Genomic DNA, 17,889 nt, shown 5'->3' with positions numbered 1-17,889 from the left:
TCCAATCGTTGCGCGGGAACCGCAAGGTGCGGTCCGTTGGCGTTGGGTGCATGATGTTCGTGGAACGATGGTGCCGGTAGTCGGCATGATTTATCCTCAGAGTCCTATGTATGGAACGATGAGGGCGCGCCATGCGGGATCTGAACGACCTCTACTACTTCGTCCAAGTGGTCGAGCACGGCGGTTTCGCGCCGGCCGGGCGCGCACTGGGCATGCCCAAGTCCCGGCTCAGCCGCCGCATCGCCCTGCTGGAGGAGCGCCTGGGCGTGCGCCTGATCCAGCGTTCCACGCGCCATTTCTCGGTGACCGAGATCGGGCGGGACTTCCATACTCATTGCAAGGCCATGCTGGTGGAAGCCGATGCCGCGGAGGAGGCCATCGAGGTCACCCGCGCAGAGCCTCGCGGCATCGTGCGCATGACCTGTCCGATGGCGTTGCTCGACGCGCTGGTTGGCCGGATGTTGGCCGACTTCATGGTCGAGCATCCGCAGGTGGAGGTGCACCTGGAAGAGACCAACCGCCGCGTCGACGTGGTAGGCGAGGGCATCGACGTGGCGCTGCGCGTGCGTCCGCCGCCGCTGGAGGACAGCGAACTGGTGATGCGCGTGTTGGCCGAGCGCAGCCAGTGCCTGGTCGCGAGCCCCGCGCTGGTGGCGCGGCATGGAGCGGTGCAGGGGCCAGCGGATCTGTCGCGCTTTCCCAGCCTGGGTCTCGGTGTGCCGCAGGGAGAGCATGTGTGGCATCTGTTCGGCCCCGATGGTGCCGAGGCTGCGCTCCACCATCGTCCACGCTTCATCACCCGCGATATGCCTGCGCTGCGCGACGCGGCGATGGCCGGCGTGGGCGTCGTGCAGTTGCCAACCATGATGATCAGCGAGCAGTTGATCAGTGGCACGTTACAGCGCGTGATCCCTGCCTGGCAGCCACGGCGCGAGATCGTGCATGCGGTGTTCGCCTCGCGCCGCGGGTTGCTGCCGTCGGTACGGGCGTTGATCGATTTCCTCGGCGCGCGCTTTGCGGCCACCTCGGACGATTGACCGGCGCTACTTCCCGGAGTGCGGTTGCCCGAATCCGCGTTGTCCGTGGGTGCGGGCAGGGTCTCGGAGTTGTCCGGTCGTGCGCGGGAGGCGGAATGCGCCTTGCCGACCTATCTGCGCGACAAGGTGGCATTGGCGTTGGTGAAGCAGGGGAAAGCTTGGCCCGCATGTATCCGTGAGGCCGGCGACTCCGCGGCAATGAATCCACATGGACGGTGATCGTGTCCCTGCCATAGAGTGGCGCGAGAGAAGCGGGCGACCGCTTCACGGCGGCCAGTCGAACAGGGGGACAAGCATGTATCTACGCATTGCCGCAGCGGCGATCCTTTCTGTCGGTGTGGTCTTCGCAGCCCAATGCCTGGGACAGGAAGCCGCCAAGCCATTGGTCACCAGCTCCGTGTACACGAAGCCACAGCAGCTCGTGGACATGGATCATGGGCGGCGCATGAACATCTATTGCCTGGGGTCCGGTTCGCCGGCCGTCGTCCTGGATGCAGGCATGGGCGATTCCACCATTTCGTGGGCACTCGTGCAGCCGGCCCTCGCCGCCAGAACGAAGGTCTGTTCCTACGATCGCGCCGGCCTGGGTTTCAGCGATGGCTCAAGCCGCCCGAGTACCGCGGCCAACATCGCCGAGGATCTGCATGCCTTGCTCAAGGCGGCTCATGTCGCTCCGCCTTATGTTCTTGTCGGTCACTCGGCGGCGGGTATGTACATCCGCGTCTATGCCGACCGCTATCCCGACGAGGTAGTCGGCATGGTTTCGGTCGAAGGCTCGCACGAGGATCAATGGGTGCGTGGATGGGCTATTGGCGCACCGGGTCAGCAAGCCAAGTGGGACGCCTTCCTGAAGGAATACGGCAGTTGCGTGGATGAGGCGAAGCGCGGCCTCGTCCCCGGCACCCCAGCCTACAAGAAATGTGTCGGCGATCCCGATCCGCGTTTCAGTCCAGCCATCAATGCGGCACAAGCGCGCTACGCCGCGACCGTGCGCTGGCAGGCGGCGATTGCCTCCGAGCGCCAGTCCGTGGCCTACGCCAGCGCCGACCAGGCGCGCGCCACGCGCAGACATTACGGCGACATGCCGATCATCGTGCTGACCCACTCGCCCTATCCGAAAGCGAAGGACGAAACCCAGGAAGAACGGAACCAGCGCACGCTGCTGTGGGAGTCGCTGCATCTGGATGTGGCCGCAATGTCCACGCGCGGCGTGAACGAGATCGTGCCGAATTCGGGCCATTACATCCAGTACGAACACCCGCAAATCGTGATCGATGCCATCGACCAAGCGTTGTCGATTGCAAGGGAAGACATGCGAAAGACCCAGTGATCGGCAATCACAACTGCCCAATCAACAACTGCACCGCTAGGCTGCTTACCGACACCGCCGCCCACACGCCCAGCCCCAGCAGGATCGGCCGCGGGCCGCTGGCGATCATCTTGCGCAGGTTGGCGGAGAGGCCGATCGCGGTGAGCGCGACGATGATCAGGAACTCGGCGGCGGCGTGCAGCGCGGGCTGGATGGCGACGGGGATCAGGCCGGCGGTGCGCAGCGCCGAGGCCACCAGGAACCACAGGATGAACCAAGGGAAGATGCGGCGCAGGCTGAAGTCGGTGGCGCCCATCTTCTTTTCGCGCGCGGCCACCGCGAAGGCGAGAATCAAGCAGATCGGGATGATCAGCGTGGCGCGGGTGAGCTTGACGATGGTGGCGTAGTCGCCTGCCGCGTGGCTGAAGCTGTAGCCGGCGGCGACCACCGACGAGGTGTCGTTGATCGCGGTGCCGGCCCACAGTCCGAAGCCGAGGTCGCTGAGGTGCAGCAGGTGACCGAGCAGTGGGAACAGCAGCACCGCCACCACGTTGAACAGGAAGATGGTGGAGATCGCGAACGCGGTGTCGTGTTCGTCGGGCTTGATGATCGGCGTCACCGCGGCGATGGCCGAGCCACCGCAGATCGCGGTGCCCACGCCGATCAGGATCTTCAGCTTGTCGTGCACGCCCAGCCAGCGGCCCAGCGCCCACGCGCTGAGGAAGGCCACGGTCAGTGTCACCAGGGTCACCGACAACGACTCCAGTCCGGTCTTCGCCACCTGGGTGAGGCTGAGGCCGAAGCCCAGCGCGATGATCGACCACTGCAGCACCTGTTTGCCGGCGAAGGCGATACCGGGCGTGAAGCGCGCATCCGGGGCAACGATGTTGCGCACCGCGATGCCGAGCAGGATGCCGATCACCGGCCCCCCGATCAGCGGCAGCAGCCGACCCAGCCACCACGCGACGAGCGCGATCGCGATGGCGAGCAGCAGGCCGGGCGCGCGGCTGCGCAGGGTAGGGCGGGCAAGGGCGGCAGCAAGAGGGGCGTTCATGGGGTACGGCCTTATGTCGATGCGCGCCATTGTCCGCGCCGCATTCAATCAGGAAAACTTGGAATATCTGATCGTTCGTATAAGATTGAATGATGAACAACATCAGCCCGCGCCAGCTCGAAGTGTTCGTGCAGATCGCCTTGCTGGGTAGCGTGCGCGGCGCGGCCGAGCGGTTGTACCTGACCCAGCCGGCCGCAAGCATGGCGTTGGCCGAGCTGGAGCGGCAGCTCGACGCGCCGCTGTTTGCCCGCGAGCGCGGCCGCTTGCGGCTGAACCCGCGTGGCCGCGAGCTGTTGCCGCTGGCGCAGGAACTGCTGGAGCGCCACGCCGAATTCGGCCGTCGTGGGCGCGAGGAGGGCGACGCGCTTTCCGGCGAGCTGCGCATCGGCGCCAGCAACACGGTGGGCAATTATCGCGTGGGCGAACTGCTGGGCGAGTTCGTGCGTGCGCAGCCGCAGGTGGCGATCCGCCTGCGTGTGGCGAACACCGACACGATTGCCGCGGCGATGCTCGACCATAGTCTCGACCTCGGCTGTGTGGAGGGTCCGGTGACGCATCCGCAACTGGAAGTGCGGCCATGGCGCGACGACCTGCTGGTGGTGTGTGCGCCACCAGACCACCCGTTGGCGCGCAGGCGCGGCTTGAAGCCTGCCGATTTCGCCGGTGCGCGCTGGGTGATGCGCGAGCCGGGCTCGGCCACCCGCGCCACCAGCGAGCGCGTGCTGTCGCAGCTGCCGCCCGGCGAGACCGTGCTGGAGCTGGATCAGATCGAGGCGATCAAGCAGGCAGTGATCGCCGGCCTCGGCATCGCCTGCCTGCCGCAGGTGGCGGTCACCGACGCGCTCGCCACCGGTCGCCTGAAGGCGTTGAAGACGCCGTTCCTCGACCTGCGCCGCAAGCTGTCCATGCTGGTCCATCGCCAGAAATACCGCGGCGCGCTGCTGGACGCCTTCATCGCGCAGGCCGGCCTGGAACGCTAGCCGCGTCGCGGCGCATCGGCATCAGTCGTCGTCGCGGCCCAGGTCGAGCAGGTGCGCCGGCAGGCCGGTGCGGGCGCCCCAGTAGTAGATGGCCACGCCGACCAGCGCGACGGCCGCGGTATCCCAGGGATGGCCGATGATGCCGCGGCCGCCGAAGGTACCCAGCCAGGACAGCGCGATGAGCAGCGCGTAGTAGGCGATCAGCCACGCCGACGAATACACCTCCTGGCGCAGCCTGGCGCGGCCTGCGGGCGAGGGCAGCCGGTACAGCACATAGATGGCGAACAGCGCGATCTGCAGGCCCAGCAGCCACGACACTGTCTGCCAGCTCGACCAGTACACGATCAACGTCGCGATCACGAACGAGGCTGGTCCGATCACGCCGAAGCCGCGCACCAGGAAGGGTCGCGGCAACTGCGGCGCGTTGCGGCGCAATGCCGCCACGGTGATCGGCGCCACGGCGTAGCTCAGCACCAGGGCGGCCGAGACCACGCTGATCATCGCCTCCCACGAGGGGAACGGCAGGGTCCAGAAGATCGACAGCGCGAAGCTCAGCCAGAGCGCCGGGCGCGGGATGCCGGACTTGCCGTCGATGCGCGTGAACACCTTGAAGAACGTGCCGCTGCGCGCCCAGCCATAGACCACCCGCGGCGTGGCGTTCATGTAGATGTTGCCGGTGCCGCTGGGCGAGATCACCGCATCGCAGACCACCAGTGCGGCCAGCCAGCCGATGCCCAGCGTCAGCGCGATGTCGTGGTAGGGCAACGAGAACATCGTGCCGGTGCTGCTCCAGCCCCCGGCCAGCAGGCCGGTGGGGATGCTGCCCAGGAAGGCCATCTGCAGCAGCAGGTAGATCACGGTCGAAAGCAGCACCGAGAGGATCAGCGCGATCGGGATCGTGCGTTGCGGGTTGCGGACCTCGCTGGCCACCGAGATGATCGGTGTCAGTCCCAGGTAGGCGAAGATGATGCCGCCGGCGGAAACCGCGCCTTCCACGCCGCTGAAGCCGTTCGGGGCAAAGCCGTGCAGGCTCATGTTCCGCGGCTGGAAGTGTGCCATCAGCACGACGACCACCAGCAGCGGCACGACGAACTTGAAGATGCTGATGAGATTGTTGGCCTTGGCGAAGGTCTTCACGCTGAAATAGTTGAGCGCGAAGAACAGCGCCAGCAGCGCCAGCTGGACCAGCCAGCCGAGCACGGTGGGGTCGCCTGCCGCATCCCGGCTCAGCGCGGGGAACCAGGCCGCTGCGTATTGGCGGCACGCCACGGTCTCGATCGCGATCAGGCTGGAAAACGCGATCAGGGTGATGAAGCCCATCAGTGAACCCAGCAGCAGCCCGTGCGAATACTCCGGGTAGCGCACCACGCCGCCGGCGCGGGGCAGCGCGGCGCCGAGTTCGCAGTAGACGATGCCGAGCAGCAGCACGGCCGCGCCGCCGATCAACCAGGACAGCATGCCGGCCGGACCCGCAATCGCCGAGACATGGCTGGCCGAGAACAGCCAGCCGGAACCGAAAATGGCGCCGAGGCCGATGAAGGTCAGGTCGGCAAGGCTGAGCTGGCGATGGAATTTTCCCGTCGATGGCATGAGGCGTGATCCGGCGGCGGCTTGGACGGAACCCGTGGCCATGGATGCATGGTCACGGGCGGCAGTGGAGTGACGCAGGCTTCGACGTGGCGCTGGCCGATCCCGGCCGGCGCCGTACCGTCATGGTGACTTGCAGTCGCAATGCCCGTCGTCGGCGTAAGGCGATTTGCCGCCGTCGTCGATGAAGCGGTCGATGCGCTCGTTCAATACCGGCAGCGGCACCGAGCCGGTGGACAGCACCGCGTCATGGAAGGCGCGGATGTCGAACTTCGTCCCCAGCGCCTGCTCGGCGCGCGCACGATCCTGGCGGATGGCCATCTCGCCGAGGTAGTAAGACAGCGCTTGTCCCGGCCAGGCGATGTAGCGATCCACCTCGGTCTCGATCTCGTGGTCGGCCAGCGCGGTGTTTTCGCGCAGATAGTCCTGTGCCTGCGCGCGCGTCCAATGCAGGTGATGGATGCCGGTGTCCACCACCAGCCGCGCCGCGCGCCAGGCCTGGTAGCTCAGATAGCCGAACTGTTCGTAAGGCGTGTGGTAGATGCCCATTTCCTGGCCGAGGTATTCGCAGTACAGCGCCCATCCCTCGCCGTAGGCGGAGATGTACGAATAGCGGCGGAAGTCCGGCAGGCCCTCCATCTCCGCCGCCAGCGGCATCTGCAGCGCATGGCCGGGCGAGGACTCGTGCAGGGTCAGCGCGGGCAGCGAATACAGCGGACGCGAGGGAAGGTTGTAGGTGTTGACCAGGTAGATGCCCGGGCCGCCGCGGCCACCGGTGTAGATCGGTGCCAGGTCGGGCGGCACCGGCTCGATCGCGAAACGGCGACGCGGCAGGCGGCCGATGTAGTCGCCGACCTTGCCGTCGACTTGCTTGGCGATCCAGGCCGCATCCTTCAGCAATTCCTCCGGCGTCCTGGCATAGAAGCGTGAATCGGTGCGCAGGAAGTGCAGGAAGTCGGCGAAGCTGCCCTTGAAGCCGGCCAGTGTGATGGTATCCAGCATCTGCCGGTGGATGATCGCCATCTGCTCGAGGCCGAGCTGGTGGATGGCGTCGGGGCTCATGTCCAGCGTGGTGTATTCGCGGATCTGCGCCTGGTAGAAGGCCTTGCCATCGGGCAGGTCCTCGGCGGCGATGCCGGTGCGTGCCCTGGGGATGTACTCGTCCTGCATGAAGCGGAGCAGCTTCGCGTAGGCGGGGATCACCGCATCCTTGATCGCCGCCAGCGCGTCGGCGCGCAGCGTCGCCTGCTCGGCGGCGGGAATGCTGGCCGGCATCTGCTTGAACGGCGTGTAGAAAAGATTGCTCTCGCCGGGTGCGTCGATCACGTCGCTGATCGATTGCGTGCGTCCCTGGAGAATGACCTTCGGCTGGCTGAAACCGCGTGCCAGGCCCAGTCGCATGTTGTCGGTTTCTTCGGCGAAATAGCGCGGGATGTCACGCAGCTTGCCGATGTAGTCCTGGTATTCCTTCGGCTGGGCGTAGTGGGCGCGGGCCGTGAAGCCCAGGTCGCTCCAGAAGCCCGAGTCGCTGTTGAAGGGCATTTCCCAGGTGCGGAAGTGCTGCTCGGCCAGCAGGGTTTCGATCTGGAAGCGGTAGACCGCGTAGTTCACCGCCTCTTCGCCGTGCAGTTCGGCGGGCTTGATCGCGTCGAGTCTTTCCAGCACCTCGGTCCAGTAGCGTTCGCGCGCCGACTGGGTGGCGGCGTCGACCCTGGGCAGGTGGTCCGAAGGCGCGCCCTGGCTGTCCTCGTCGTCCAGCCCCTGGAACTGCTGCTGGCGCCAACTCCATTCCTGCGTGTAGATCGCGTGGAAGCGGGCAGCGGCATCGTCGGCGGTCCCGGCATGAACCGAGGCGGCGGCCAGGCAGGCGGCGCATCCCAGGCTGGCGAACAGCTTGCTCATGAGCGGTGGTCTCCGAGGTGGTCGATGGCGCGTGTCGGGATGGCGTGGTGTCGGGAGGATCAGGCGAACGGTTGATCGATGGCGGGCGACGGTGGCGTGAACCAGGCGGCACCGTCGCCGGTGACGTGGAAGTGGTCTTCCAGTCGCACGCCGAAGCGGTCGGGCAGCACGATCATCGGTTCGTCGCTGCAGCACATGCCAGGCTGCAGCTCGGTGGCGTTGCCGCGTACCAGGTAGGGCGTCTCGTGGATGCTCAGGCCGCAACCGTGGCCGGTGCGGTGCGGGATGCCGGGCAGGCGATAGTCGGGACCGAGGCCGGCGCGCTCCACCACGGCGCGTGCCGCGGCATCCACCGCGGCGCATGGCACGCCGGGCCGTACCGCTTCGAACGCCGCGCGTTGCGCCGCTTGCTCGAGTGCCCAGATGCGTTCCTGCTCCGCCGTTGGCCGGCCGAAGATGTAGGTGCGGGTAATGTCGGACTGGTAGCCCTGCACGCTGCAGCCGGTGTCGATCAGCACCAGTTCGTTTTCGGCCAGGCGCTGCTCGCCCGGGATGCCGTGCGGATACGCCGTGGCGCGGCCGAATTGCACGATGCAGAACGTGGAGCCGTTGTCGGCGCCCAGCGCACGGTGCGCATCGTCGATGAAGCGGGTCAGTTCGATGCTGCTGATGTCTTCGCGGACCAGTCCGGCGGCCAGCCGGTGCACCTGCAGCGTCATCGCGGTGGCCTGCTGCATCAGGGCGAGTTCGGCCGGCGACTTGCACATGCGGCAACCATCGACGATGGCGCTGGCATCGACCACCGGCGTGCCGGCCAGGGCTGCGCGCAGGCGTTCGGCGACCACGCTGGGCGCGGCCGGATCGAGCGCGAGGTTGCCCGCACCGCGTTCGTGCAGCGCATCGGCGACCAGGGCCTGCGGATCTTCGTGCTCTTCCCAGTAGCGCAGTTCAGTCGGGATGCGCAGGGCGTGGGCCAGCGAGCCGGCCTCGAACGCCGGGCAGATCACCAGCGGCTCGCCGCGCGCGGTCAGCAGCAGGCCGAGCAGGCGCTCGCTGGCGCCCCAGCCGATTCCGCAGAAATAGCGCAGCGAGGCGCCGGCGGTGATCAGCAGTGCGTCGATGCGTTGCTCGCGCATCAGGGCGCGGGCGCGTTCCAGTCGCTGCTCGTATTCGGCGGTGGCGATGGCCGCTGCCGGTGTCGGCCACGGCGCCAGCATCGCCCGGGCGTGGGCGAGGTCGAAACCGCCGATCTGCCGCGCCGGCATCATGCGGCGGGCGCCCCGGCATCGACATCGTCGACGCACCAGTGGCCGTCGATCTGCCGCGCCACGCCGCCCGGATTGCGGTCGCGCAGTTCCGGCGGCAACTGCCCGTCCGGCACATGGTCGTAACAGTGCAGGGCGGTGAAGCGCTGGATCGCCGCCGGCATGCCGACCGCGGTGAAGCCGGGATGGCCGGTGCTTGGGTAGGGGCCGCCGTGGTTCATCGCCGGGCTCACCGCCACGCCGGTCGGCATGCGGTTGCCGATCAGCCGGCCCACGCGCGGACGCAGCGCAGCGGCGACTTGCGCCCATGCATGGTCGTCGCTGTCGCCGGCGGCGCTGTAAATCGTGCCGGTGAGGTTGCCTTCGAACGCCGCTGCCAGCGCGGCCATCTGCGCGACATCGTCGGCGCGCACCAGCAGGCTGACCGGGCCGAACGCCTCGGTCTGCAGCGCCTGCGGTGCATGCAGGAACTGCGCGGCATCCACTTGCAGCAGGGTGGGCTGGTAGCGATGGCCCGGCCCTGCGGCGGCGCCACCGGCAAGCGTGGCGGCGCCGGCCTTGCGCAGGGTGTCCACGCCGCGTTGCAGGTGCTCCAGCACGCCGCGCGAAAACAGCACGCCCGGGGCGGCCGCGGCGAAGTGCGCGGTGGCGGCGGCAACGAAGGCATCGCCGTCGGCGCCGCGCGGCACCACCACCACGCCGGGATTGGTGCAGAACTGGCCGCTGCCCATCGTGCAGGAGCTGAAGAATTCCTGCGCCAGCGCCGTGCCACGTTCGGCCAGGGCGCCAGGCAGCAGGAAGACCGGGTTGATGCTGGACAGCTCCAGATAAGCCAGCACGCCGGCCGCGTCGGCAGCGGCTTTCAGTGCCAGGCCGGTCGGACGGCCGCCGGTGAAACCGATGGCGCCCAGGCGCGGATCGCCGGCCAGTTTCAGCCCAAGCGACGCGTCGAACCGGTAGAGCATCTGCACCGCCGCCGCGGGCAGTCCGGCCTCGCGCAGCGCGACATGGGCCAACTGCGCCAGCCGCTCGCAGGTGGCCGGATGCGACGGATGCGCCTTCGCGATCACCGGATTGCGCGCTGCGATCGCCGAGGCGAAATCGCTGCCCGCGATTGCGTTGAAGGCGAACGGGAAATTGTTCGGCCCGAACACCAGCACGGGTTTGTGCAGCGGAGCACAATGACTGCGCAGGCCTGCCGCGGTATCGATCACCGGCTGCGTCCAGCCGAAATTGCGCACGGCGCGCGCGGCCTGGCGCAACTGGCCGCTGGTGCGCGGCAGTTCCACCTTGGCCAGCCGGGTCTCGGCGGGCAGCGCGGTTTCGGCATGGGCCAGCGCGACCAGCGCTTCGGCATCGCGTTCGATACCGTTGGCATAGGCGTCGAGGAAGGTGGCGATCTGCTCCGGCGGCGTCCGCGCCAGTTCGTCCGCCACCGCAGCTGCCGCAGCGATGGCGGCTTCCACGTCGGCGGCGCCACTGACCGGGAACTCCGCGCCGATGGCGTTGCCGGTGGCGGGATCCTCGGCGCGGAAGCTGGCGGTCGGTTCGTTGGCCGGCCGCCACTCGCCCGCGATCAATACAGGTTGCGCGGCCATCTCAGAGCGCCGGCGCGTTGGCGATGGCATGGTCGATCACGCGCAGCGCGGCATCGCGTTCGGCACCTTCGATGAGCAGCCGCGGCGCGCGCACGCGCTCGTTGCCCAAGCCGACCTTCTGCTGCACCAGCTTGATCAGCTGTACGAACTTCGGCACGGTGTCCAGCCGCAGCAGCGGCAGGAACCAGGCATACAGCTCGGCGGCTGCATCGGCGCCGCCATCGCGTGCCAGTTCGAACAGCTTCACCGATTCCTTCGGATAGGCATTGACCAGGCCGGCGATCCAGCCGCGCGCGCCCATCGCCACGCCTTCGACGATGGCGTCGTCCATGCCCACCAGCAGTTCGAGGCGGTCGCCCAGCAATGCACGCAAGGCGGCGAAGCGGCGCACGTCGCCGGAGGACTCCTTCACCGCCTGCACGTTGGGGTAGGCGTGCGCGAGTTCGGCGATCTGCTCAGGCGTGAAGTCGGTCTTGTAGGCGATCGGATTGTTGTAGAGCATGCACGGCAGGTCGGTGGCGGCGATCACTGCGCGCAGGTGCGCGCCCATCTCGCGCCAGTCGGTGGAGTACACGTAGGGCGGCAGCACCATCAGGCCGCCGCAGCCCAGGGCCTTGGCCTCGCGGGCGAGGCGCACGGCTTCGTCGGTGGACAGCGCGGCAATGCCGGGGATCACCGGCGCGCGTCCGTCCAGCGCCTTCACCAGGGTGCGGATGATCGCCAGCTTTTCGTCGAACGTCAGCGTCGCCGCCTCGCCCAGCGAGCCCAGCGGCACGATGCCCTTGCAACCGCTGTCGATCAGGGTGCGGGCGTGCTCGGCGAGAAAGGCGTGATCGACCTGGCCGTCGGCGGCGAACGGCGTGGTGATGGCGGGAATGACGCCGTGCCAGATGGATGCATTGCTCATGGTCAACTACCTCGGATGTGTCAGTCGGAAAGAGGTGGGGAAGCCTCGGCCAGCGTGGCCAGCCGGGCAGGGAACAGGGGCGGCCGCGAACCGCTGCGTGGGAAGCGGCCGAGTTCGGCCAGCGCGCTGCCGCAGATGCGGCCCTGGCAGGCACCCATGCCGCAGCGCGTGGCCAGCTTGGCGTCGCGCGCATCGGTATAGCCATCCAATTCGCCCAGGGTGACGTCCTCGCAGCGGCAGATCGTGGTCTGTGGCGTGGCCAGCGTGCGCAGGCGCGGATCCAGGGCGAAGTGGGTGGACAGCAATCCGGCGAACCGCCGGGCCCTGGCACGCGCGGGCAGCAGGGCGCTGGCGGCGGCCAGGTCGCCAGCCGCCATGTGGCCGGCGATCGCGCCTTCGATGCGCGCAGCGGCGAGGCCGCCGATGCCGCACAGCTCGCCGGCGGCGTGGATGCCGGCAACGCTGGTGCGCAACAGTGCATCGACCTGCACGTGCGGATGCGTGTCATGCGTGGCTAGCGCGCAGCCGAGCAGTTGCGCCAGTTCGACGTTCGGCACCAGGCCATAGCCGGTGGCGAGTAGATCGCACTTGACCTGTTGCGCGCCGTCGGGGCCTTCGATGTCCACCGATCGCAGGCGGTCGTCGCCGTTGGCGCGACGGACGAACGAGCCGCAGCGATAGGCCACACCTGCCAGGCGTGTGCGCAGGGAGATCGCCTGCATTGCGCGCGCAGGCCAATGCAGCATCTGCCGCGCGAAGGCATGCACCGCCGGCGTCGGCGCCTGCTCGTGGATGCCGAGCAGGTGTGCGCCATGCGTGCGCAAGGTGGCGGCCGCGGCAAGCAGCAGCGGGCCGGTGCCGCTGACCAGCACGCGCTTGCCGGCGACGGGCCAGCCCTGCTTTGCCAGTGCCTGCAGTCCGCCGGCACCGCTGACGCCGGGCAGCGTCCAACCGGGGAATGGCAGCATCAGTTCGCGTGCGCCGGTGGCCAGCACCAGCGCGCCGTAGCCGAGCAGGCGTACACCGTCGGGGTGCTCAACGCGCAAGACCTGCGTCTCGGCGCCCATCACGCTGTGCCGGGCCAGCCATTCCACGCGTGCCAGCGTTGCGAAGGCCTGTCGTGCGGCGTGCGGCGACGCATGGCGGACATCGTGGCGCCAGACCTGGCCGCCGGGACGCGGCTGGGCATCGATCACGCCCACCCGCGCGCCATGGCCGGCCGCCGCCTGCGCCGCGGCGAGGCCGGCGGGGCCGGCGCCGACCACCAGCACGTCGTAGTGCTCAGTCATCGGTCTGCACCTGCATGCCATTACGTGCCGGAATCATGCATGCGCGCTGGTGGGCGACGCCGTCGATGCGCAGGCGACACTCGAAGCAAACGCCCATGCCGCACAGCGGCGCCCGCGACTCGCCGCGCACCGAACGGCGGAAGTGCGGGGTGACTGTGGCGACCGCGGCGGCGACGCTGCTGCCGTCCGGCATCTCGACCGCGCAACCGTTCACCGTGAGTCGGACCAGGCCGCTCATGCCGCGACTCTCGACGGCGCGTAGGGCGCCGGGTCGATCGCCGGCGTGCGGCCATGGATCAGGTCCAGCAACAGGCGCGCGCTGCCCGGTGCGGTGGTGATGCCGAGGCCTTCGTGGCCGGCTGCCACCCACAGGTTGGCGCGTCCGGGCACGGCGCCGAGATAGGGTAGCCCGTCGGGCGTGGCGGGGCGGAAGCCGGTCCACGCGCGCAAGGCCTGCAGCTTGCGCAGCACCGGCATGAAGGCGAACGCACGTTCCAGCATGCGTTGCAGCATGACGGGCGAGACTTCCGCGTCCGCGGCGTCGAACTCGCGCGCGGAGCCGATCAGGATTTGCCCGGTCGGACGCGGCTGCACGTTGAAGGCGACGCTGCTGCCCGCGTCGCCATGCGCACTGTCGGCATAGCCCAGTTCGAGCAGTTGGTGGCGCAGCAGGGCCGGGTAGCGTTCGGTGATCACCAGATGGCCCTTGCGCGGCCGTAGCGGCAGTTGCGGCAGCAACTCGGGCAGCGCGCAGCCAGTGGCGACCAGGGTCGGCCCATCCAGCCGAGTACCGTCATCGAGCTGCACGCCGTCGCGGGTCAGCTGTTGCACGCGGCGGCCGGCATGCAGCTGCGCGCCGCGCGATTGCGCGCGACGCACCAGGTAGCGCGCCACGCGCGGCGGATACACCACCGCCTCGCGCGGCACCAGCATGCCTCCGTGCATGCCCGGCGCCAGCTCCGGTTCCAGCTCGTAGAGGGTTTTCGCATCGACGGCATGAGCCTGGATGCCGGCGGCGGCGAGCCGCGCGCTGCGTTGTCCGGCCGCACGCAGCTCGTGTTCTCCGCGCGCCACCCACAGCGTGCCACAGCGGCTGAATTCGGCTTCCTGCAGGTCGGAGAATTCCTCCCATTGCTGCAGCGAGTAGTGCGCCAATGCGAGTTCCGCCGGGTCGTCGTCCATGGCCACCAGATGCCCCATCGCCGCCGCGGTGGCGCCGCCGCCGATCGGTCCGGGCTCGATGATGGCCACACGCAGGCCTTCCGCTGCCGCTGCATCGGCGCAGCAGGCACCGACGATGCCTGCGCCGACCACGATCAGGTCATGGCTGGCGATGGCGCCCTTCATTCGGCGCCGCTGCCCCAGGCGAAAGCATCGGCCTCGTCGAACAGCAGGGTCGCGCGGGCAACCACGAACGCGGTGCCGGTGATCTGCGGCAGCACGCCGCGCGGGCCGGGCGCATAGCTCCCCTCGAACACGCTGCCGAGGATGCTTTCCTGCCGCCACGGCGCACCGGGCGCCAGCTTGCCGTCGGCGGCGAGGCAGGCCAGCTTGGCGCTGGTGCCGGTGCCGCAGGGCGAACGGTCGTAGGCCAGGCCGGGGCACAGCACGAAGTTGCGCGCATCCAGACCGGGGTGCGGTGAGGCGCCGTTGATCTCGATGTGATCGATCTCGGCGCCGTCCGTACCGGCGATGCCGTTCGATTCAAGCGCGCGGCGAATCGCCTCGGTGTAAGCGGTGAGTTCGCGCTGGTGCCGGATTTCCAGCGGCAGCGGCGTGTCCCCGGTGATGAAGAACCAGTTGCCGCCCCAGGCGATGTCGCCGGTGACGCGGCCATAGCCCGGCACGTCGACGCCGACTCCGGCGGCGTGGCGGTAGCTTTCCACGTTGCCCACGGTGACGCGGCCGTCGTCATGCAGCTCGGCCTCCACGGTGCCTACCGGCGTGTCGATGCGGTGCCTGCCCGGAGCGATGCGGCCAAGATGCTGCAATGTGCGCACCAGGCCGATCGTGCCGTGGCCGCACATGCCGAGGTAGGAAACATTGTTGAAGTAGATGACGCTGGCGCAGGCGCCGGCCGTCTGCGGCGGCAGCAGCAACGCGCCGACGACGGTGCTGCTGCCACGCGGCTCGCATGCAATGGCGCTGCGCCAGCGGTCGAAGTCGCGGCGGAAGCGTTCGCGCTGTTCCATCAGCGTGCCGTTGCCCAGATCGGGGAACCCGCTGATGACGACGCGGGTGGGTTCGCCGCCGGTATGGGAGTCGATCACGTCTATCGTAGTCATGCGCTTATGCTCGCCCCGCTGCGGCCGGGCGTCTATGGGCTCTTGCGGTTCGCCGATGCGGAAATCGGCATACTTCGATGGTCTGCCGGATCGGCACAGTGGCCGCGGAAATTCCGGCGAACGAAGTGAATGCGCCGCTTGGCGGACGGCCCGGCATGGCGCTTCTCGTGAAGGAAACGGCGGCCCGCTACGCGTACGCCAATTTCATCCCGGCGCAACGAGGGGATCGCCGTTAGCCGCCGAGTTGCGCCAGCAGCTCGGCCACGTGCTCGTGGGTGGTGGCGCGCAGCAGGCGGGCGCAGTGGCTGCGCAGCATGGCATGGTCCAGCGTGGCGAGGCGGTCGCGCACCAGCAGCAACTGGCTGGGGTGCATGCTGAATTCGGTGAGGCCGAGCGCGAGCAGCATCGCGGTGAAGTTCACGTCGCCGCCGATTTCGCCGCACAGGCTTACCGGCTTCTTCGCGCGGCGCCCCGCGCCGATCACGTGCGAGAGCAGGCGCAGCAAGGCCGGCTGCAGCGGGGTGTAGATGTTGTCCAGCGCGTCGTTGCCGCGGTCGGCGGCGAGCACGTACTGGGCGAGATCGTTGGTGCCGATGGCGAGGAAGTCGGCATGTTCGAGCAGCGAGCGCACGTTGATCGCGGCGGCGGGCACTTCGATCATCGCGCCCAGCGGCAGTTTCTCGGGCAGGTCGATGTTCTCGCGCTTCAGGTCCTGCCGCGCCAGCTTGAACAGTGTGCGCACCGCGATCAGTTCGTCCGGCTGGGTCACCATCGGCACCAGCACGCGCATCGGGCCGTAGCAGGCGGCGCGCAGGATGGCGCGGATCTGCGTGGTGAACACCGCAGGGTAGCGCAGCGACAGACGCACGCCACGCACGCCCAGCGCAGGATTGTCTTCGCCGCGCATCACCAGGCCGGCGGCGTCGGCCTTGTCGGCGCCGAGGTCCAGCGTGCGGATCGTGACCGGCAGGCCGCCCATGCCCAGCACCAGGTCGCGGTAGGCATTGAACTGCTCGTCTTCCGTGGGCAGGCCTTTGTGGCGCAGGAACAGGAATTCGGTGCGGTAGAGGCCCACGCCGTCGGCGCCGCGCGTGCGCGCCAGCGCAACATCGGTGGGTGTTTCCGCGTTCGCCAGCAGGCGGATGGCCACTTCGTCGCGGGTGCGCGTGGCCGCGTTGGCAAGCGTGGCCAGGCGGCGGCCCTCGGCGGCGGCCTCGCGCTGCCACGCGCGGTAGCGGGCGAGGTCCTGTGCGGTGGGGTGCACGATGGCCTCGCCGCGGTCGGCGTCGAGCAGGATCAGGTCGTCGTCGTGCAGCAGCGACAGCGCATCGCGCGCGCCCACCAGCATCGGCAGGCCGAGGCTGCGCGCGAGGATGGCGCTGTGCGAGTACGCGCTGCCGGAACTGGTGACCGCGCCGAGCAGGCCGTTGCCGGCCAGCTGGGCCATGTCGGCCGGCGCGATGGTGTCGGCGATCAGGATCTCGCCCACGCGCGCAGCGATCTTGCGTTCTTCCGGTGTGGTGTGGCGCTGCAGAGCCGAGACTACGCGGGCGATGACCTGGTCGATGTCCTCCTTGCGGCTGCGCAGATAAGGATCGTCCATCGCCTCGAACACTGCGGCCAGGCGATCGCGCTGTTTCTTGAGCGCGGCGGCGGCGCGGTAGTGGCCGATCTTCACCAGGTCGTCGAGGCCGCGCAGCAATTCGGCATCGTCCAGCAGCAGGCTGTGCGCGTCGATGAACTCGTTGACCTCGCGTGCCAGCGCGCCGTGCAGCTTGCCGCGCAGTTCGCGCAGCTCCTGCCGCGCCGTGTCCAGCGCGCGATGCAGGTGCTCCAGCTCGGCCTCGACTTCGTCCTCGGCCAACGGGCGGTTGTCCACGGCGTAGCGGCTGGGGCGCACCAGGCGTGCGCGCCCCAGCGCCATGCCGCGCGAGGCCAGGGTGCCGGGCAGGACATGCCTCATTCCGATCAGGCTCCTTCGTCGAACTTGCGGTCGAAAAGATCGGCCACGGCATCCAGCGCGGCCTGCTCGTCCGGGCCATCGGCGCGGATCGTCAGCGGCGTGCCGATGCCGGCGGCCAGCATCATGACGCCCATGATGCTCTGCGCGTTGACCTCGCGGCCGCGATTCAGCAGCAGCACGGTGGATTTGTAGCCCTGCACCAGTTGCACCAGCTTGGCCGAAGCGCGCGCGTGCAGGCCGAGTTTGTTGGAGACGACGATTTCTTTTTCAAGCATGGGTCAGGCTTTTCGAGAATGGCTCATGGACAGGCTTTGTCGATGAAAATGCCGCCGCGGCCGCCGCTGGCCGCGATCTCGGCCAGTTCGTCCAGCGTCTTGTCGGAGTAATTGAGCACGCGCAGCAACATCGGCAGATTGAGGCCGGATACGCAGCGCAGACGCACGCCCAGCGAGCTGAGCGACAGCCCGATATTGCAGGGCGTGGCGCCGTAGAGGTCGGCCAGCACCAGCACGCCCTCGCCCTGGTCGAGCGCACGCGCATGGCGCGCGGTGAGCGTGCGCATCACGTCGGGATCGGCCTGCGGCGGCACTTCCACCGCCTCCACCTGCAAGGGCAGTTTCGGCATCACGTGATGGGCGGCGGAAATCAGTGCCTGGCCGACCGCCTCGTGGGTCATCAGCAGCACGCCGACGCTCATGGCCGTGCTTCCGTCT

16 protein-coding genes are annotated in these 17,889 nt (G+C 68.6%); 3 read left to right on the top strand and 13 right to left on the bottom strand.

Annotated features, from left to right (window positions below):
- The first annotated feature begins 131 nt into the window (after window positions 1-131).
- On the top strand, window positions 132-1,037 hold the full coding sequence (locus tag ISP25_RS09615) for a LysR family transcriptional regulator (RefSeq protein ID WP_404613472.1): 906 nt from the start codon (window positions 132-134) through the stop codon (window positions 1,035-1,037).
- Between the two features lie 295 nt (window positions 1,038-1,332).
- Window positions 1,333-2,367, top strand: a complete 1,035-nt coding sequence (locus tag ISP25_RS09610; protein WP_404613470.1) for an alpha/beta hydrolase — start codon at window positions 1,333-1,335, stop codon at window positions 2,365-2,367.
- Between the two features lie 7 nt (window positions 2,368-2,374).
- On the opposite strand, the gene ISP25_RS09605 is transcribed toward ISP25_RS09610, so the two are convergent.
- Complete coding sequence (locus tag ISP25_RS09605) at window positions 2,375-3,400, bottom strand: YeiH family protein (RefSeq protein WP_404613468.1); 1,026 nt, start codon at window positions 3,398-3,400, stop codon at window positions 2,375-2,377.
- Between the two features lie 92 nt (window positions 3,401-3,492).
- Here ISP25_RS09605 and ISP25_RS09600 point away from each other — a divergent pair, with 92 nt between their 5' ends.
- Window positions 3,493-4,380, top strand: coding sequence for a LysR family transcriptional regulator (locus ISP25_RS09600; RefSeq protein WP_192153966.1), 888 nt, complete (start codon window positions 3,493-3,495; stop codon window positions 4,378-4,380).
- Between the two features lie 21 nt (window positions 4,381-4,401).
- Here the strand turns inward: ISP25_RS09600 and ISP25_RS09595 are convergent, their stop codons facing one another.
- The 12 genes from ISP25_RS09595 to ISP25_RS09540 all read right to left on the bottom strand — a co-directional run bounded on the left by ISP25_RS09595 (window position 4,402) and on the right by ISP25_RS09540 (window position 17,873).
- On the bottom strand, window positions 4,402-5,970 hold the full coding sequence (locus tag ISP25_RS09595) for an APC family permease (RefSeq protein WP_404613466.1): 1,569 nt from the start codon (window positions 5,968-5,970) through the stop codon (window positions 4,402-4,404).
- A gap of 120 nt (window positions 5,971-6,090) precedes the next feature.
- Complete coding sequence (locus tag ISP25_RS09590; protein ID WP_404613464.1) at window positions 6,091-7,869, bottom strand: DUF885 domain-containing protein; 1,779 nt, start codon at window positions 7,867-7,869, stop codon at window positions 6,091-6,093.
- 59 nt (window positions 7,870-7,928) lie between these two features.
- Window positions 7,929-9,137 carry a M24 family metallopeptidase gene (locus ISP25_RS09585; protein ID WP_404613462.1) on the bottom strand — a complete coding sequence of 403 codons (1,209 nt, stop codon included), beginning with the start codon at window positions 9,135-9,137 and terminating at the stop codon, window positions 7,929-7,931.
- On the bottom strand, window positions 9,134-10,732 hold the full coding sequence (locus ISP25_RS09580) for an aldehyde dehydrogenase family protein (protein ID WP_404613460.1): 1,599 nt from the start codon (window positions 10,730-10,732) through the stop codon (window positions 9,134-9,136). The genes ISP25_RS09585 and ISP25_RS09580 overlap by 4 nt, the downstream gene beginning before the upstream one ends.
- Before the next feature lies 1 nt (window position 10,733).
- Window positions 10,734-11,639 (bottom strand): dihydrodipicolinate synthase family protein, encoded by a 906-nt coding sequence (locus tag ISP25_RS09575; protein ID WP_404613459.1) that lies wholly within the window; start codon window positions 11,637-11,639, stop codon window positions 10,734-10,736.
- A 20-nt stretch (window positions 11,640-11,659) separates the two neighbouring features.
- On the bottom strand, window positions 11,660-12,949 hold the full coding sequence (locus tag ISP25_RS09570; protein WP_404613457.1) for an FAD-dependent oxidoreductase: 1,290 nt from the start codon (window positions 12,947-12,949) through the stop codon (window positions 11,660-11,662).
- Window positions 12,921-13,166: a (2Fe-2S)-binding protein gene (locus ISP25_RS09565; RefSeq protein ID WP_192153980.1), complete on the bottom strand. Its 246-nt coding sequence runs from the start codon at window positions 13,164-13,166 to the stop codon at window positions 12,921-12,923. The genes ISP25_RS09570 and ISP25_RS09565 overlap by 29 nt, the downstream gene beginning before the upstream one ends.
- On the bottom strand, window positions 13,163-14,275 hold the full coding sequence (locus ISP25_RS09560) for an NAD(P)/FAD-dependent oxidoreductase (protein WP_404613455.1): 1,113 nt from the start codon (window positions 14,273-14,275) through the stop codon (window positions 13,163-13,165). Before ISP25_RS09560 ends, ISP25_RS09565 begins: the two co-directional genes overlap by 4 nt.
- Complete coding sequence (locus tag ISP25_RS09555) at window positions 14,272-15,213, bottom strand: 4-hydroxyproline epimerase (protein ID WP_404613453.1); 942 nt, start codon at window positions 15,211-15,213, stop codon at window positions 14,272-14,274. The genes ISP25_RS09560 and ISP25_RS09555 overlap by 4 nt, the downstream gene beginning before the upstream one ends.
- 232 nt (window positions 15,214-15,445) lie before the next feature.
- The gene (ptsP, locus tag ISP25_RS09550; protein WP_404613452.1) at window positions 15,446-17,176 is read right to left on the bottom strand and encodes a phosphoenolpyruvate--protein phosphotransferase; all 1,731 of its coding nucleotides are present in this window, start codon (window positions 17,174-17,176) and stop codon (window positions 15,446-15,448) included.
- A 5-nt stretch (window positions 17,177-17,181) separates the two neighbouring features.
- Window positions 17,182-17,451 (bottom strand): HPr family phosphocarrier protein, encoded by a 270-nt coding sequence (locus ISP25_RS09545; RefSeq protein WP_404613451.1) that lies wholly within the window; start codon window positions 17,449-17,451, stop codon window positions 17,182-17,184.
- A gap of 23 nt (window positions 17,452-17,474) precedes the next feature.
- Window positions 17,475-17,873, bottom strand: a complete 399-nt coding sequence (locus ISP25_RS09540; protein ID WP_192153992.1) for a PTS sugar transporter subunit IIA — start codon at window positions 17,871-17,873, stop codon at window positions 17,475-17,477.
- Window positions 17,874-17,889: the final 16 nt, after the last annotated feature.

The organism is Rhodanobacter hydrolyticus (assembly GCF_044904645.1).
The sequence above is the reverse complement of the archived record's forward strand: the minus strand, read 5'-3'. Positions and strand labels throughout refer to the sequence as shown.

What these genes read in the sequence shown, in the direction of transcription:
- ISP25_RS09615 (WP_404613472.1), top strand. Translation starts at nt 132, where the DNA reads ATGCGGGATCTGAACGACCTCTACTACTTCGTCCAAGTGGTCGAGCAC.
- ISP25_RS09610 (WP_404613470.1), top strand. Translation starts at nt 1,333, where the DNA reads ATGTATCTACGCATTGCCGCAGCGGCGATCCTTTCTGTCGGTGTGGTC.
- ISP25_RS09605 (WP_404613468.1), bottom strand. Translation starts at nt 3,400, where the DNA reads ATGAACGCCCCTCTTGCTGCCGCCCTTGCCCGCCCTACCCTGCGCAGC.
- ISP25_RS09600 (WP_192153966.1), top strand. Translation starts at nt 3,493, where the DNA reads ATGAACAACATCAGCCCGCGCCAGCTCGAAGTGTTCGTGCAGATCGCC.
- ISP25_RS09595 (WP_404613466.1), bottom strand. Translation starts at nt 5,970, where the DNA reads ATGCCATCGACGGGAAAATTCCATCGCCAGCTCAGCCTTGCCGACCTG.
- ISP25_RS09590 (WP_404613464.1), bottom strand. Translation starts at nt 7,869, where the DNA reads ATGAGCAAGCTGTTCGCCAGCCTGGGATGCGCCGCCTGCCTGGCCGCC.
- ISP25_RS09585 (WP_404613462.1), bottom strand. Translation starts at nt 9,137, where the DNA reads ATGATGCCGGCGCGGCAGATCGGCGGTTTCGACCTCGCCCACGCCCGG.
- ISP25_RS09580 (WP_404613460.1), bottom strand. Translation starts at nt 10,732, where the DNA reads ATGGCCGCGCAACCTGTATTGATCGCGGGCGAGTGGCGGCCGGCCAAC.
- ISP25_RS09575 (WP_404613459.1), bottom strand. Translation starts at nt 11,639, where the DNA reads ATGAGCAATGCATCCATCTGGCACGGCGTCATTCCCGCCATCACCACG.
- ISP25_RS09570 (WP_404613457.1), bottom strand. Translation starts at nt 12,949, where the DNA reads ATGGCATGCAGGTGCAGACCGATGACTGAGCACTACGACGTGCTGGTG.
- ISP25_RS09565 (WP_192153980.1), bottom strand. Translation starts at nt 13,166, where the DNA reads ATGAGCGGCCTGGTCCGACTCACGGTGAACGGTTGCGCGGTCGAGATG.
- ISP25_RS09560 (WP_404613455.1), bottom strand. Translation starts at nt 14,275, where the DNA reads ATGAAGGGCGCCATCGCCAGCCATGACCTGATCGTGGTCGGCGCAGGC.
- ISP25_RS09555 (WP_404613453.1), bottom strand. Translation starts at nt 15,213, where the DNA reads ATGACTACGATAGACGTGATCGACTCCCATACCGGCGGCGAACCCACC.
- ptsP (WP_404613452.1), bottom strand. Translation starts at nt 17,176, where the DNA reads ATGAGGCATGTCCTGCCCGGCACCCTGGCCTCGCGCGGCATGGCGCTG.
- ISP25_RS09545 (WP_404613451.1), bottom strand. Translation starts at nt 17,451, where the DNA reads ATGCTTGAAAAAGAAATCGTCGTCTCCAACAAACTCGGCCTGCACGCG.
- ISP25_RS09540 (WP_192153992.1), bottom strand. Translation starts at nt 17,873, where the DNA reads ATGAGCGTCGGCGTGCTGCTGATGACCCACGAGGCGGTCGGCCAGGCA.